The following is a 14,229-nucleotide window of genomic DNA, read 5'->3' on the forward strand; positions in this document are numbered from 1 at the left end:
AATTACCTATAGCACGTTTTTACTGCTATTTATTATTCTTTAAGAATTCCCTGACCTGCTGAACAGTTAGTCCCGTTTCATATGCTTTTTTCATAAGTTCAACCCAATCCTTATCTAGTTCCTTCTCTGACAAATTACCCTTATTCAGCATAGACATCCCCTTTATCCATTTAGGCAACCTAGCTACCATAGTCATACCGACCTTAGACCTATGGCTTTGCGTCCTGATTTTTCAAACAGTTTGCCTTTATCTAGACATTTAGTATCATAATAATACTATTGAAAGAAGCTAATTTTTGTCAAATTTTGTAGCTTGATAATATTTTTTTGTTAATTTTTTGTTAATTCTTCATCTAATATGTCATAGATTGTATTAATATCTTTGTTAACATCGGTAGCAACTGAATAAATACATAAGCTCCGCTCGTTTTTGGCCACCCATAATTAGTGGCAGGGTTAAGTATGTAATATAAACTCTTCTCCAGCATATTATTTATAAAAACAGTGAGGCGAAAAGAATGCAGTATGATAGCGCAGATAAGAACCTTGCAATAGGATTAGTAAGAGATTTAATGAAAAACCCTCATGTAAAACCTGTGGATACACAAGAAGGAATTGCATTTGCCTTTAATGAGGTCGTTTATTCTTTCAGTGACCTTGTTTCAATATTTCTAGATAATATTGAAAAGATAAAAGAATGGTAAAAAGGGCTCCTATTCGAATGAGTAGGAGCCTTATCTTTTTAAATATCTTCTTTATACCACAATTCGTACATTCGCGTAGAAACTTGTTGCCGCCTACGCCTACTCTTAGACTTAACACTTGCATAATAATCGCATCGGTCGGCGCCCCACCTTATTCTATAATTCTTTGTTTTCATAAAACTTGTTTACGTTTATATTTGCGTGTGTACCTCCATTTTCAATTACTATGAATTTGAATTAATTTTCAAAAAAATTAATTTTCAACTTCAAAATATTTACTTTTCACCGATTAGAAAGTAGTGAGGAAATTTAGTACAGAATAATTTAAAGTAGGTGACAAACTTGTTATATAAAAATAACATCTTACTATGCCCCACTCTAGGTTCTATATTATCAGAGATTGAAGATATTAGAGAGCTAATGATAGCTACAGGCATTAGAGAAGGGTTTGACAGCATCCAAACTATAGTATTAAGCCAGAAACTTGACGAGCTGTTAAATAAATTTCATTGGAAAAGAGAAGAACATAGAAAACTAATGATTTATTATATATTATTGAATATATAATAAATTAATTATATTATCATATTTGCGGGTATCTATAGAAAGTTAAAAATTCTATTCGAGGAGCACTAATATGAATAATCACAGTGAAACTATTCCAAAAGAGTGGATGGACTTAGCAAAAGAAGCTATGAATTCGAATGTGAGTAAAGAGGACTTCAAAAAATTTCTTGAACAGAAAGCTAAGGATTCTAAAGATAATAAGGAAGAGTAAGTTTACCTGTAAAAACCATTAAGATTGTATCAGTCTTAATGGTTTTTTTCTTAAAATCATCTTTCATTAATTTTTAAGAAATCTTTAACTTCTTGTATTGTTAATCCTATCTCATACGCCTGTTTTATAAGCTTAATCCACTCCTGATCTAATTCTTTCTCTACTGAATTACCTTTTTTCGTCATAAATATCCTCCTATTTATTTAGGCAACCTAGCTATCATAGTCATTTAGACCTTAGGCCTATGGCTTTGCGTCCTGATTTTTCAAACAGTTTGCCTTTCTCTAGGTGAATAGTATCATAATACCATTCAAATGGGTTAAATTTTGTCATATTTTATGGCTTGACAAGATTTTTTGTGAATTTTCCGCTTAATATGTCATAAGTTAGTTAACATAGGCAGTAATTGAACAGATACATAAGCAATACTCGTTTTAATTAACCAAGAAATACTTTTTTCTTTAAAACTTACATAGTAGATATTCCCTGATGAAAAGAACTAGAATATATTTTTTTAAGCGTTGGTATAAAGGGATTCCCTTGTTCATTTTGAAAGACTGCTACCGAAAGCTAATACGTAGTCACTAAACGAATATTTAAAGCGAATTTACAGCCGCCTTCAAAACGAATTATGTTTCGTATGTTAAATCGTATTATAGTAAGTCTGTACAATATATCTTGTCCACCTAAATTTTTTAGAAGGAATTAAAAAAGTTAAGGTCGAACAGATAATATAGAGGTGAATTAAATGAAGTTCAAATGTAAATTAAAAGTTATTTTAGCAGAGAGAGAAATTAAACATGGAGACTTCGCCAAGGTAGTAGGTGTCAGTCCTGCTGGATTGAGTTCTCTTGTTAATAACAGAAGTTTACCCTCGTTTGAAAGTGCTTATCGAATTAGCGAAGCATTGAAAATGGATATTAAAGAAATTTGGGTTAGGACTAAGGAGTAAATAAATTTTATAGAAGTTAGAAAAAAATAACCCCCACTCCAATGAGTGGGGGCCTCACCTTCTCTGACATCAAACAGAAAAGGCTTCGCTAAGGGGATTGTTTGCTATCAGGGGAGATAACAAAGGGTCTCGACAACATTACATTGTCAAACAGTAAAGTAATGATAGTGAAATAACTATCGTTATAAAGTGTACTCCTGTAAAATACAGCTGTCCATAATTCTGCTTCAGATGTTCTTCTTTATTCCACAAATGGAGATTTGTATATCATATACATCTTCATTTATTGCAATATATGAATTAAAATAACCATTCCAATAAACAATAAAGAAAGCTCATTGCTAACGTTTCATCTAAAACAGGATATATAATAAAGTAAAGAGTCTATTGGAGGGTGAGTAGTGATGATACAACAAGATAAAAGACCAAACTTTAGGATTTCAGGCATTCTTCGGTTTATCTTAAATACAGCATTGATTTTACTTGCTGTTACTTTATCCGTTTTGCTCGCTAAAGAAATCTTTCATTTTATTCATTTTTCTATTTTCAACCGAGGGGTTGAGACTCACTACAAAATTCTTGAAAGTATCTTAGTTTTCTTTTTGTACTTTGAATTCATTGCAATGATTGTAAAATATTTCCAGGAGAATTATCACTTCCCTCTACGCTACTTTCTTTATATTGGCATTACAGCATTAATCCGTCTGGTTATTGTGGAACACGATAACCCGGTTACTACACTTTTACATACTTTGGCTATTCTTGTGTTAACTATCAGTTACGCTATTATAAAGTGTTCGTCGAAACAAAAGGAGAAACTATAATTACGCCTTGTTAAAATAGTACTAATAAATTAGCGCCCCTCTTAACTCAAGCTATTAGGAATTTAAATTCACCTTCACTTTTAAAGGAAACGTTTGCTAAGTTAATGTATTTTAGGGAAGATGACAAAGCCTTTATTAATATAACGAACGAATATGACGCAAACGGAAAAAATATACGCACGAAGAAACCTGATACTCCTAAGTGAGTACAGGTTTTTCTAATTAGATATTCTTCTTCATTCCACAACTCGTACATTCGCGTAAAAACTTGCCCCCATCTACACTGCTCTTGAATTTAACACTACCACAGTAATCACACCGTCCAGCAATTTTATCTGGTAAGTCTTTGTATTCATAAATTTTGTTCAAATCAATATTCGCGTACTTATCTTCTAATTTTTCCATTATGGATACCTCACATTCTTATTGCCTTATTTATATTGCCAAAAATACAGTTATGTAGACATTGATATAAAAAAACAGATAAAAGAAGGTATTTCGTAAAAGAGCGGGAAATAGTAGTTTATATATTAAAGGCTGGAGGAATGGATAAGGCATACGTCCGTGTAGATTACGCAAAAATAGTCAATGGAGTTAGCTCTCAAGGAAGTGTTATGCTTAAAGGTGAATTATTAGCACACAAGGAAGAGCTTGTGAAGGAAGCCAAAATGGAAGCAGCTAAAAAAGAGGATACGGTAAGTGACAATGTTAAAATATTAGGGTTTAAAGAAATTTAATAAAAAAGCCCCCACTCCGAAAAGTGGGGGTTTACTTTTTTGAATCATCTTTCAATGCTTTTATGTAGCGGCTAAATATAAATTTATAAGCCTCTTGTATACTTTTTTCAATCAATGGACCTTCTGTGATAGTAACCCTCATCAAAAACTCCCAGTTAAATATTCTTTTTCATTCCACAATTCGTGCACTCGCGTAGAAACTTTCCGCCACCTACACTGCTTTTGAATGTAACACTACCACAGTAATCACACCGTCCAGCAATTTTATCTGGTCAGTCTTTGTACTCATAAATTTTGTTCAAATCAATATTCATGTACTTATCCTCTAACTTTTCCATTATGAATCCCTCACATTCTTATCTATAGAACCATTATAGACAAATAAAAAAGTCCCTACTCCTAAGAGCAGGGACTTTAATCAATAACTTTTAGATTTTAAAACAGCTTGCAGTTTACTCTGTGTATTCGGTCCATATGTGCCATCTACTTCATATGGTAAGTAAGCTTTTTGAAAACGTCTCACAGCATCCTTTGTTTTAACTCCATAGATACCATCAGCTTTACCACATTTGAAGTTAACAGCATTTTGAAGTTGTTTTATTGTTGTTTTATCTACTGATCCAGTTTTAAGTATGCCTGAAGGTAAAGGATACTTGTATTCTAATTGCTCTTCTTTAGGGGTTTCAGGTGTTGATGTGTACGTATTTTTCACGGTTCCAAACTTAATTGTTTGGCCTACCTTTAATTGAGATGATTTTACGTCTGGATTTGCAGCAATTAATTCTTCAACTGTGATGCCTCTTCCACAGGAGCTTCTTCAATTGGAGACTCAATACGTACAAGATCCGGTTTCATACCGTTAAGTACAACCTTATAGTTTTGGGCATTTTCTTTTAAATCCATTGCTAACGCCTCATCTTCCATAAGAAAAAAGAAATCAGCTGATTCTCTTCTAACTATAGGTATCCCAACTTCACAAGTTGACAATTCCCCGTTTTCTTTTACCCTAACAAACACTTGATACTTTTTCTCTTCCAAAACATTCACTCCTTTATCCACGCATCCAAGCGCGTATTTTACGTACATTTATGGATTTATTAGCTATATTGCTCTTAATTCGAACATACACACTTCGTAAGCCACCCGTAGGGACACCTAAATCTACTACAAAATTCTTTCCGAATATCGCATAATTATTTCCTATCGAATGATCTGTAAAAAACTAACGTAGTTTGTATTACCAGTGGCCCCTGATCCATCAATATAAATGTAGCCATTCCCTCCATCTTCAGCATAGAAAGCAAGATTCATATATAAATAACGTGATATATGAGCAAACGAGAAGAATCCAGCATCACCTTTTTTTGTGTTTGTGCTAGTTCTCCATCTTCCAACCTCTTGCTCATGTGACCGAGGAAATGAAAAGTAATACCTCTAAAAAATTCAGTGAATATATGCAAAAAAACGGCTAAGTGGTCAAAATGTGGTCATTTTGTTCTTAGCCGTCTTATAAATGCTATTATTTCAATGTTAGGCGTACTACATTCTCCACATGCGCCGTATGAGGGAACATATCCACAGGCTGAATGTAATCCACACTATAAGCTTTCGACAGCTGCTGCACATCCTTTGCTAATGTGGATGGATTACAAGAAACGTAAACCACTTTCTTTGGCTTCACTTGTAAAATTGTTTTTAGAAGCTTATCATCACAGCCTGTTCGCGGCGGGTCAACGACGATAACATCTGGCTTCCAGCCTTCTTTTACCCACTTCGGCATCCATTTTTCAGCCGGACCCGTTACATACGTGGCATGTTCGAATCCATGATCTTTGGCATTTTTTCGCGCATCTACAATGGATTCTTCAATCGTATCCATTCCACGAATTTCTTTGGCATCTTTAGCAAGCCATAAGCCAATTGTACCTACTCCACAGTAGGCATCTACAATTTTTTCATTACCCGTTAGCGCAGCTGCTTTTTTCACTTCGTCATATAGCTTCACTGTTTGAAGAGGATTCAACTGGAAAAATGCACGCGCTGAAAGTTCGAATGAGATATCGCCTAAGGTCTCTTGAATCACCGATTTTCCAGCAAGTGTAAACGTTTCCTCTCCAAAGATAAGCGACGTTTTTTGGCCATTTACGTTTTGTACGAGCGATTTCACTTCCGGTAGACGACGCTTAATTTCTTTGATCAGCAGCTCTTTTTTCGGAATTTCTTGTTTAGCTGTGATTAAGACAATTTGCACTTCACCCGTTTCAAATCCTACTCGAGATACGATGGTACGGACGATACCACGGCGTTTGCGCTCATTATAGATAGGAATTTGGAGGTCTTGTAAAATTCGTTTCATTTCTTTTGTTACGTGATTTGTGGCTCCGTGCTGAATGGGACAGTTTTCGATGTCAATCAGTCGATGAGAATTTAGTCCATACAAACCAGCGATGACTTTTTGTTTATCCACACCTACTTGAAACTGAGATTTATTACGATAGCCCCACGGATCTTCCATTCCAATGGTTTGACGTGTTTTCGCTTCTACTTTTTTTAATGAACTGTGACGTTCGAACGCTTGCAGAACAATATCGCGCTTAGATTCTAACTGACCTTCATAGGATAAGTGCTGAAGCTGACATCCTCCGCACTGTTCATAAATAGGACAGGGTGCTTCTACGCGATGAGGAGATTTTTTGCGAATTCGCTTAATTTTTCCTTCGGCAAACTTATGCTGAACATTTGTTGCTTCTACAACCACTTCTTCATTTGGTAAGGCTCCCGGTACAAAGACGACTTGGCGCTTAAAATATCCTACGCCTTCTCCATTAATACCGAGTCTTTTTATAGTCAACGGAAATGTTTGTCCTTTTTGAACTTTCATTTCAGTTTTTGGTTTATTCATGAGACCAACTCCGATTAGTTTAAATTCTTTATATAGTTATTAACGGTCCTTAGCTGCTTAAAACCTATTAGACCATATCGCTTTAAAAAAGACATCAACGCATATTATAACACTTCAACAGCAAAAAACCGACAGGAGAAACCTTCCCGTCGGTTTTTATCTTTATTTCTTTTTAGAAGGATTTTTCTTCATTTGTTTGCGTTCGTTCATTAAATCATCAATACTTTTAAACGTATAGCCCTGCTTTTTTAAATCCACAATCGCTTGATCTAACGCATCCGCGTTATCTTTTGAGACCGTGTGCAGAAGCATGATGGCACCTGGATGAATTTGAGCCATCATATTGTCGTATGAGTAGCGCCAGCCTTTTTGTTCATTCACTTTCCAGTCAACGAAGGCAAGCGACCAAAATACATTCGTATAGCCCTCTTGCTTTGAAAGAGCTAGCGTTCGTTCACTAAATACACCTCTAGGTGAACGAAGATATTTCATTTCATTTCGACCTGTAATGCGCTTGTATTCGTCTTTTACTTTTTGTAGTTCCTCTTTGAAACGTGCATCATCTACTTGAGTTAAGTCAGGGTGATGCCATGAATGATTTCCGACAATATGTCCTTCTTTTACCATTCGCTTAATCAGCTCGGGCTCTTCTTTTAAATAGTGTCCTGTTACAAAGAACGTCGCAGGAACCTTTCTTTTTTTAAGCACGTCTAATACCTGCGGTGTATAACCATTTTCATAACCGTTATCAAACGTTAAATAAATATTTTTTTTATTTGTATCTCCGAGGTAAAAAGCATCATACTTAGCAAGAATTTGTTCATAAGCTGTACCTGCGGATGCGGGCTTGTGATTTTTACTTTTTTGGAATCCCCAGCTGATAGGAGTGTTTGGATACATTTGTGCTTCAACAGATGATATGCCTGTTGACATTACGAATAAAAAAACGAGAAAAAAGGTGAACCGGCGCATAAGAAGCTCCTTTCGGAAGTCATTTTAAGCTTAGTATCCACTCAATTTTCTCGTTCATGAACGTTACTTTTTACCATATGTTCCGGACGTATGTTTATTTAAATACTGGTTCTTTAAATTGCTCAAGCTTTTCAAATGAAGACTTGTCTACATCTGCATGCAAGCTGTTTCCATGTGAATCCATCGTCACTACAGCTGTAAAACCTTCTACTTTTAGATGCCACATTGCTTCAGGAATACCAAACTGCATTAAATCGACGCCTTCTACGCTCTTAATGCAGTCAGCATAGTACTGTGCAGCTCCACCGATAGCATTTAAGTATACACCGCCGTGCTCTTGAAGAGCAGCAAGCGTTTTAGGACCCATGCCGCCTTTACCGATAACCGCGCGGATACCAAATTTCTTCATAATATCCCCTTGATAAGGTTCTTCACGAATACTTGTTGTTGGTCCGGCAGCCGTTACGTGCCATTTTTCGTCTTCATCTTTTAACATAACTGGACCACAGTGATAAATGATTTGTCCGTTTAAATCAATTGGCGCATCATGATCTGTTAAATGCTTATGAATAGCATCGCGTCCTGTGTATATCATACCGTTGATGCGCACCACGTCGCCAACTTTTAATTCACGAATTTGCTCTTCTGTAATAGGGGCTTGTAATACAACTTCTCTTGTTTCATCCACATTTTGCTTCTCTTCTGCGTCTGCATTTTTATTAAAATCTACTTCTTCGCCTTCTTGATACAGCCACTCTTGAACGCTTCCTGTATTGGCATTGATTTTAACGCCTAAACGGCGATAAGCCCAGCAGTTATACGCGACTGACACATAAAAGCTAGCAGGAATACGGTTAATGACGCCGACTTTGCAGCCAAGTAATGTTGTTTCCCCGCCAAAGCCCATTGTACCAATTCCTAACTTATTGGCATTTTCCATTACATACTCTTCTAATTCTTTCAGCTGAGCGTTTGGATTTTCGTCATCTAAGTTTCGGAACAACTGCTCTTTTGCTAATTCATAGCCTGTTGTACGGTCGCCACCGATTCCAACACCAATGACGCCGGCGCTACAGCCTTGACCTTGCGCTTGATACACAGAGTGCATTACACATTTACGAATGCCGTCTAAATCACGACCAGCTCTGCCTAAACCTTCTACTTCGCAAGGTAGGCTATACTGAATGTTTTTGTTTTCACAGCCTCCGCCTTTTAAAATAAGACGTGCATCGATATAGTCATTTTCCCACTGTTCAAACTTAATAACCGGCGTGCCTCCGCCTAAATTATTACCGCTGTTTTCCCCAGTTAATGAATCTACGGAATTAGGGCGAAGCTTTCCGTGCTTTGTTGCTTCTTCAATTGCCCAATAAATTGCTTTTTTAATTTGAAGCTGATTTACTCCTACAGGGGTTTTAATTTTAAATGTCGGCATACCTGTATCTTGACAAATTGGCGATAAGTTATCGTCCGCCATTTTGATATTATTGGTAATGGTCGCTAAAGACATTGCTGCACGTGTTCCTGCATTTTCACGCGCTTTTGCCTTTGCGATAGCACGTCGAACGTCTTTTGGCAATTTTGTAGATGTTTCAACAATTAAATCGTACATGCTTTGTTTTAAAGCTTCAATCATCACTTAATTCCTCCCATATCCCGATAATTTATGTATTTATCTATCTGTCGTACAACTTTCAAAATTTATTATACTCCTTCAAAAATTGTTTCGAAAGACCTTTATAGGAGGATTTCCACTTCAAGCAAAAAAGCGCTAGTTTTTCTAGCGCTCTTCCCCTCGTTCTTTCTTTATTCTTTATCTTTTTTGAACTGCTCACATTTTGCTTCTAGGTCATCAATCATATTAATCAAACGGTCAATGTCTTCTAACTCTGTGTTTTCAGGCTCCATGGAGTCTAATACGTGTAAAAACATATTCAAACGATCTTTTAAATAACGTACTTGTGAATCTTTATCTCGAACGGCGTTTCCCATTTTAAACCCTCCTGATATAGCTTTTCATTCGTATTTCTTTATATCCTAACGAATACTTTCATATTTGACAACTAAAAGCAATAAAATCCATAATAGTCACTGGTGTCCGTTTTGAATGAGACGTATAATTTATTTTAGCAGGACGGACCGTGAGATGCTTTCATAATCATTTCACTTTACGGAAAAATAAAAGGAGTTTTTTTATGGCCACTTTACAACGAATTACCCCGGAGTTCGATCCGTGGGAAGCGTATTTAGATATGAAACAATATGGCAAGCCAACACTTACAAACGTTGAATTTACAACAACGACACTTTGTAATATGCGATGTGAGCACTGCGCGGTTGGATATACGCTGCAGCCAAAAGACCCAAACGCACTGCCGCTTGATTTAATTTTAAAACGTCTAGATGAAATTCCAACTCTTCGGGCGTTAAGCATTACAGGCGGAGAGCCTATGATGTCTCTATCTTCTGTGAAAAATTATGTGATGCCTTTATTAAAGTATGCACATGAACGAGGTGTTCGTACACAGATTAATTCAAATTTAACATTAGATCTTGCTCGTTACGAACAAATCATCTCTTATTTAGATGTTTTACATATTTCTCACAACTGGGGAACGATGGACGATTTTGTGGAAGCTGGCTTTGCAATGATGGAGCGCAAACCTACTTATGAGCAGCGCGCCAAATATTTCGACCGTATGATCGAAAACAGCCGTGCTCTTGTAAAGGCTGGTGTAACGGTATCAGCTGAAACGATGTTAAATAAACGTACGCTTCCTCATATGGAGAAGATTCACCGTCAAATTGTTGATGAAATGCTTTGTCAGCGTCACGAAGTACACCCTATGTATCCAAGTGACTTTGCCAGCACTCTAGAAACATTATCTCTTCCTGAAATGCGTCAAGCTATTCATCACCTTCTTGATATTCGGGATGATAATGTATGGATGCTATTCGGCACGTTACCGTTTTATGCATGCAGTAACAACGAGGAAGACTTAACGCTCTTAAAGCGCTTGTATAGCAGTAAAAACGTAACCGTTCGAAATGATCCAGACGGGCGTTCTCGCCTAAACGTAAATATCTTCGACGGAGATATTATCGTAACGGATTTCGGCGATACTCCTCCTCTTGGCAACATTCAAAATACAAAGCTTACAGATGCTTTTGATACGTGGCAACAAAGCTCGATTTCAAAAGAACTTAGCTGCCATTGTTCAGCAGTCTCTTGTTTGGGACCTAATATTTTGGTGAAGAATAGCTATTATCAAGATACTGATTTTAGCAAACTTAAAGCTAATATTACAAAATAACAAAAAAGAGATTCCAACGATGGAATCTCTTTTTTGTTATCTCGGTTGATCGTAAGCCCCAAAACTTAGGGAGACATAATCTTGTACAGGAATCCACGCTCCAATTCCTTGAGACGTTACATTTCTCACCACAATTGACCGCTTGCTGCCTTTTACCGTGACATACACTTCTCCATACGTCACTTTTCCCTTTTCGCTTACAGCAGGCGTATACGCATACAAATAACCTACTTTTTTGGGAGCAACGTTATAGACCTGGTCTTTTTTCGTTCCGGCACCTACAAACGTTTGAAATGATAAAGTCAGCTTTGTTTTTTTAGCTGCTTCAATCAGCATCATTTGTTTAACATGATCAGGCTGAGGCACTTTTGCTGTTAGTCCGCCTTTTACGTGGCTTTGGTTTTCTTGGCTGTACATCATTTTGTACTGAGTTTTTCCTGCTCTGTTATCATAGTGATTTGTATTGATGCGTTGGTGCTGCCAGTTAACGTTTGTTTCTGTCGATTCATAATTCAATGGCCACTGTCCTAAAAAGATGGTTGCTCGAAACCCAATTGCCCATGGAGTTTTAGAGATACTTGATTCATTTAATATACGAATTAAATCAGGGTTTTCAATTTTTACATTTGATGTTTCAATGAGCTCTTTTGTGAACTCGCTCGGCTGCAAATATGGCGTGTCTTGAGTAGCATTTGGATACGTATTTTCTTTTGAAATATTTAAAGCTGAAGAAGGCACGTTGATGGTAGGCAGAGCTGTTTTAGCAATGGCGATCTTCGTTGAACATGAAAATGAAATAATGATGGTAAACACAAATAAAAGCAATTTACGTAACATCTAGAAACTCCTTTCAACATCGTTAATGAATGCAACCATAGTTTTTTCAAACATCCCCTGTTTTATCCTGAATACCAAAAGGGAAATTCTTCTATTTACTTACATAAAAAGAAGAGATTAAGACATAATTAAATCAATTCAATCTAAAGACGAACAAATGGGATAAATGCGCTAGTAGGGGTCACTTATTACACCGCTGTTGATTTCCGTGCAAGACTTCGCTTTCCGCGGGCGGCCGATGAGCCTCCTCTTTGCTTACACTCCTGCGGGGTCTCATCTATTCCGCTTCTCCCTCAGGAGTCTTCGCCTTGTCCTCCAATCAACAGCTAGAAGCAACTAAACACATGAAACCTAGGTTCACCATCACCATGAAAAAATCCGAACGATTCACCGTTCGGATCTTCCTTCAACTAAAATAATTTTGTCCCAGCCTCTTCATTTTTAAATAAGATAAAAACCAATTCCCATAATAATATAAGCACCTAAAAGAGTTGCACCTTCGAACCAGTTTGTATCTCCATCATTAGAAATAGCAATCGTTAAAAATACGGCTGTTACCATCGCAATTAACTCAGGCCAAGTAAAAACAAGAGACATTTGGTTTTCGAACATCAGCGAAACTAACACTAGTATCGGTGCTACAAACATCGCTACTTGTAAAGTTGAACCAACAGCAATTTCAACAGCTACACCCATACGATTTTTAACGGCCATAATAATAGCCGAAGCATGCTCTGCCGCGTTTCCAACAATCGCTACAATGATGACCCCGATGAATAACTCACTCCATCCAAAGCTTTCAGATACCATTTCGATTGTGCTAACCAAGCTTTCAGACACGTATGCTACAGCTAACGTAGAAAAAAAGAGAACAGCAATCGCTTTCCACATCGACCACTCTGGCTCCTCATGTTCTTCTACTTCTTCACTTTTATGCTGGTACACTCCTCGATGCGTTACCAGCTTAAAAAATAACGCCGCTAAGTACAAGATGATAAGAATAATGGAGATTCCGACACTTAGGGACATGGTCTTTGCTTCGTTCATCTCGCTGGCAAACACTTCAGGAATAACAAAAGCAACGATAACGGCAAAGATCAATAATCCAGAATTGTGTCTTGCATCATAGACATTAAATTCTTGACGCTTAAATTTTAGTCCTCCGATAAAGAATGAAAGGCCTCCTACAAGAAGAAGATTTCCCAATACAGAACCGGTTAAAGAGGCAAGTACCACGGCTGTAAGACCTTCTTTTAAGGCAAAAATAGAAATAATTAATTCTACAGCGTTGCCAAACGTAGCATTTAATAGACCTCCTATTCGAGGACCAGCTACAACAGCTAAGCTTTCTGTGGCTCTTCCCATAAAAGCTGCGAGGGCAATGATTGTTAAACAGTAAATAATAAACATAAGAACATCTGACAAGTGCATCATGTGCCCAATAACAGATAGCGGTACTCCTAAAATAACCGCTATAAGAAAAATTCGATTAATCATTGTTATGTACACCTACCTTATTCATTTTTTTGACAACAAAATCAATCATATCAAATTAATGGAATTTGTATAGACTCACCATCAATGTTAGTATTTTTAACCTATTTTTATAAAAGATAAACGCCTAATTGATTTTTGATTAAGATATTTAAAAATCAGCCAAACTACCAAGGGTAACTAGATAAAATGAGGAGTGGAAAAATGAGTAATGATGTAAAAAATCAAATTTTATCCGTACTTGATGACTATACAATTGGAACGTTAGCTACGATTCAAGATGGAAAACCTTACTCACGCTTTATGATGTTTTTTCATGAAGATCTTATGCTCTATACGGCAACTAATAAAGATACCCATAAAGTCGAAGAACTAGAAAAAAACCCTTACGTTCATATTTTATTAGGCTATGACGGGCAAGGTTGGAGTGACCCGTACGCAGAGATAGAAGCCAAAGTAAATGTGGAAACAAACGAAGAATTAAAAAAGAAATTTTGGAACGAAAAGTTAAAAGAGTGGATTAAAAGTCCAAATGACCCAAATTATTTGCTTCTTCAGCTGACTCCTGAACGCATACGCTATTTTGATAAAGCTGGAAGCAAACCAAAGGAAATGTAAGGTTGAGACATAACTAAATCTATTCCATTTAAAGACGAACAAATGGGGGAAATGAGCTCGTAGGGACCGCTTGTTACACCGCTGTTGATTTCCGTAC

Annotated in this window: 19 protein-coding genes, 1 pseudogene and 2 riboswitches; of the genes and pseudogenes, 8 read left to right on the forward strand and 12 right to left on the reverse strand. The window is 36.7% G+C overall.

Annotated features, from left to right (window positions below; all coding sequences use genetic code 11):
- Positions 1-25: 25 nt before the first annotated feature.
- Positions 26-196, reverse strand: coding sequence for an anti-repressor SinI family protein (locus tag ACLHDF_RS20070; RefSeq protein ID WP_413920410.1), 171 nt, complete (start codon positions 194-196; stop codon positions 26-28).
- Positions 171-256: riboswitch (cyclic di-GMP riboswitch) on the reverse strand. (Overlaps the previous gene by 26 nt.)
- 262 nt (positions 257-518) lie before the next feature.
- Here ACLHDF_RS20070 and ACLHDF_RS20075 point away from each other — a divergent pair.
- From ACLHDF_RS20075 to ACLHDF_RS20085, 3 genes are all read left to right on the forward strand, one after another.
- Positions 519-704 carry a hypothetical protein gene (locus ACLHDF_RS20075; protein ID WP_413920411.1) on the forward strand — a complete coding sequence of 62 codons (186 nt, stop codon included), beginning with the start codon at positions 519-521 and terminating at the stop codon, positions 702-704.
- 333 nt (positions 705-1,037) lie between these two features.
- On the forward strand, positions 1,038-1,271 hold the full coding sequence (locus ACLHDF_RS20080; RefSeq protein WP_413920412.1) for a Spo0E family sporulation regulatory protein-aspartic acid phosphatase: 234 nt from the start codon (positions 1,038-1,040) through the stop codon (positions 1,269-1,271).
- 70 nt (positions 1,272-1,341) lie between these two features.
- Positions 1,342-1,482, forward strand: coding sequence for an anti-repressor SinI family protein (locus ACLHDF_RS20085; protein WP_413920413.1), 141 nt, complete (start codon positions 1,342-1,344; stop codon positions 1,480-1,482).
- A 56-nt stretch (positions 1,483-1,538) separates the two neighbouring features.
- On the opposite strand, the gene ACLHDF_RS20090 is transcribed toward ACLHDF_RS20085, so the two are convergent.
- The gene (locus ACLHDF_RS20090) at positions 1,539-1,667 is read right to left on the reverse strand and encodes an anti-repressor SinI family protein (protein WP_413920414.1); all 129 of its coding nucleotides are present in this window, start codon (positions 1,665-1,667) and stop codon (positions 1,539-1,541) included.
- A gap of 18 nt (positions 1,668-1,685) precedes the next feature.
- Positions 1,686-1,771: riboswitch (cyclic di-GMP riboswitch) on the reverse strand.
- 459 nt (positions 1,772-2,230) lie between these two features.
- Between ACLHDF_RS20090 and ACLHDF_RS20095 the strand changes: the two genes are divergently transcribed.
- Both ACLHDF_RS20095 and psiE read left to right on the forward strand, forming a co-directional pair.
- The gene (locus tag ACLHDF_RS20095) at positions 2,231-2,434 is read left to right on the forward strand and encodes a helix-turn-helix transcriptional regulator (RefSeq protein WP_413920415.1); all 204 of its coding nucleotides are present in this window, start codon (positions 2,231-2,233) and stop codon (positions 2,432-2,434) included.
- A 404-nt stretch (positions 2,435-2,838) separates the two neighbouring features.
- Positions 2,839-3,258, forward strand: a complete 420-nt coding sequence (psiE, locus tag ACLHDF_RS20100; RefSeq protein ID WP_413920490.1) for a phosphate-starvation-inducible protein PsiE — start codon at positions 2,839-2,841, stop codon at positions 3,256-3,258.
- 222 nt (positions 3,259-3,480) lie between these two features.
- Here the strand turns inward: psiE and ACLHDF_RS20105 are convergent, their stop codons facing one another.
- Positions 3,481-3,663, reverse strand: a complete 183-nt coding sequence (locus ACLHDF_RS20105) for a hypothetical protein (protein WP_413920416.1) — start codon at positions 3,661-3,663, stop codon at positions 3,481-3,483.
- A gap of 140 nt (positions 3,664-3,803) precedes the next feature.
- Here ACLHDF_RS20105 and ACLHDF_RS20110 point away from each other — a divergent pair, with 140 nt between their 5' ends.
- The gene (locus ACLHDF_RS20110; RefSeq protein WP_413920417.1) at positions 3,804-3,995 is read left to right on the forward strand and encodes a hypothetical protein; all 192 of its coding nucleotides are present in this window, start codon (positions 3,804-3,806) and stop codon (positions 3,993-3,995) included.
- Positions 3,996-4,150: 155 nt separating this feature from the next.
- Here the strand turns inward: ACLHDF_RS20110 and ACLHDF_RS20115 are convergent.
- The 7 genes and pseudogenes from ACLHDF_RS20115 to ACLHDF_RS20145 form a co-directional block, all read right to left on the reverse strand.
- A pseudogene (locus tag ACLHDF_RS20115) lies at positions 4,151-4,333 on the reverse strand (hypothetical protein).
- An 80-nt stretch (positions 4,334-4,413) separates the two neighbouring features.
- Positions 4,414-4,707: a peptidoglycan-binding domain-containing protein gene (locus ACLHDF_RS20120; protein ID WP_413920418.1), complete on the reverse strand. Its 294-nt coding sequence runs from the start codon at positions 4,705-4,707 to the stop codon at positions 4,414-4,416.
- A gap of 65 nt (positions 4,708-4,772) precedes the next feature.
- Positions 4,773-5,033: a hypothetical protein gene (locus ACLHDF_RS20125; protein ID WP_413920419.1), complete on the reverse strand. Its 261-nt coding sequence runs from the start codon at positions 5,031-5,033 to the stop codon at positions 4,773-4,775.
- A 481-nt stretch (positions 5,034-5,514) separates the two neighbouring features.
- Complete coding sequence (gene rlmD / locus ACLHDF_RS20130; protein ID WP_413920420.1) at positions 5,515-6,897, reverse strand: 23S rRNA (uracil(1939)-C(5))-methyltransferase RlmD; 1,383 nt, start codon at positions 6,895-6,897, stop codon at positions 5,515-5,517.
- Positions 6,898-7,059: 162 nt separating this feature from the next.
- Entirely contained in the window at positions 7,060-7,869 is an 810-nt protein-coding gene (gene pdaA / locus ACLHDF_RS20135) for a delta-lactam-biosynthetic de-N-acetylase (RefSeq protein ID WP_413920421.1), read from the reverse strand.
- A 94-nt stretch (positions 7,870-7,963) separates the two neighbouring features.
- Positions 7,964-9,505 carry a fumarate hydratase gene (locus ACLHDF_RS20140; RefSeq protein ID WP_413920422.1) on the reverse strand — a complete coding sequence of 514 codons (1,542 nt, stop codon included), beginning with the start codon at positions 9,503-9,505 and terminating at the stop codon, positions 7,964-7,966.
- Between the two features lie 170 nt (positions 9,506-9,675).
- Entirely contained in the window at positions 9,676-9,861 is a 186-nt protein-coding gene (locus ACLHDF_RS20145; RefSeq protein WP_413920423.1) for an SE1561 family protein, read from the reverse strand.
- Between the two features lie 203 nt (positions 9,862-10,064).
- On the opposite strand from ACLHDF_RS20145, the gene yfkAB reads away from it, so the two are divergent.
- Complete coding sequence (yfkAB, locus tag ACLHDF_RS20150; protein WP_413920424.1) at positions 10,065-11,183, forward strand: radical SAM/CxCxxxxC motif protein YfkAB; 1,119 nt, start codon at positions 10,065-10,067, stop codon at positions 11,181-11,183.
- Between the two features lie 36 nt (positions 11,184-11,219).
- Here yfkAB and ACLHDF_RS20155 read toward each other — a convergent pair whose 3' ends face one another.
- Together ACLHDF_RS20155 and cax are read right to left on the reverse strand one after the other, a co-directional pair.
- On the reverse strand, positions 11,220-12,020 hold the full coding sequence (locus ACLHDF_RS20155) for a YfkD family protein (protein WP_413920425.1): 801 nt from the start codon (positions 12,018-12,020) through the stop codon (positions 11,220-11,222).
- Positions 12,021-12,461: 441 nt separating this feature from the next.
- Complete coding sequence (gene cax / locus ACLHDF_RS20160; RefSeq protein ID WP_413920426.1) at positions 12,462-13,517, reverse strand: calcium/proton exchanger; 1,056 nt, start codon at positions 13,515-13,517, stop codon at positions 12,462-12,464.
- Positions 13,518-13,718: 201 nt separating this feature from the next.
- On the opposite strand from cax, the gene ACLHDF_RS20165 reads away from it, so the two are divergent.
- Complete coding sequence (locus tag ACLHDF_RS20165) at positions 13,719-14,132, forward strand: pyridoxamine 5'-phosphate oxidase family protein (protein ID WP_413920427.1); 414 nt, start codon at positions 13,719-13,721, stop codon at positions 14,130-14,132.
- Positions 14,133-14,229: the final 97 nt, after the last annotated feature.

Source organism: Priestia megaterium (assembly GCF_046599315.1).
GTDB lineage: Bacteria > Bacillota > Bacilli > Bacillales > Bacillaceae_H > Priestia > Priestia megaterium_F.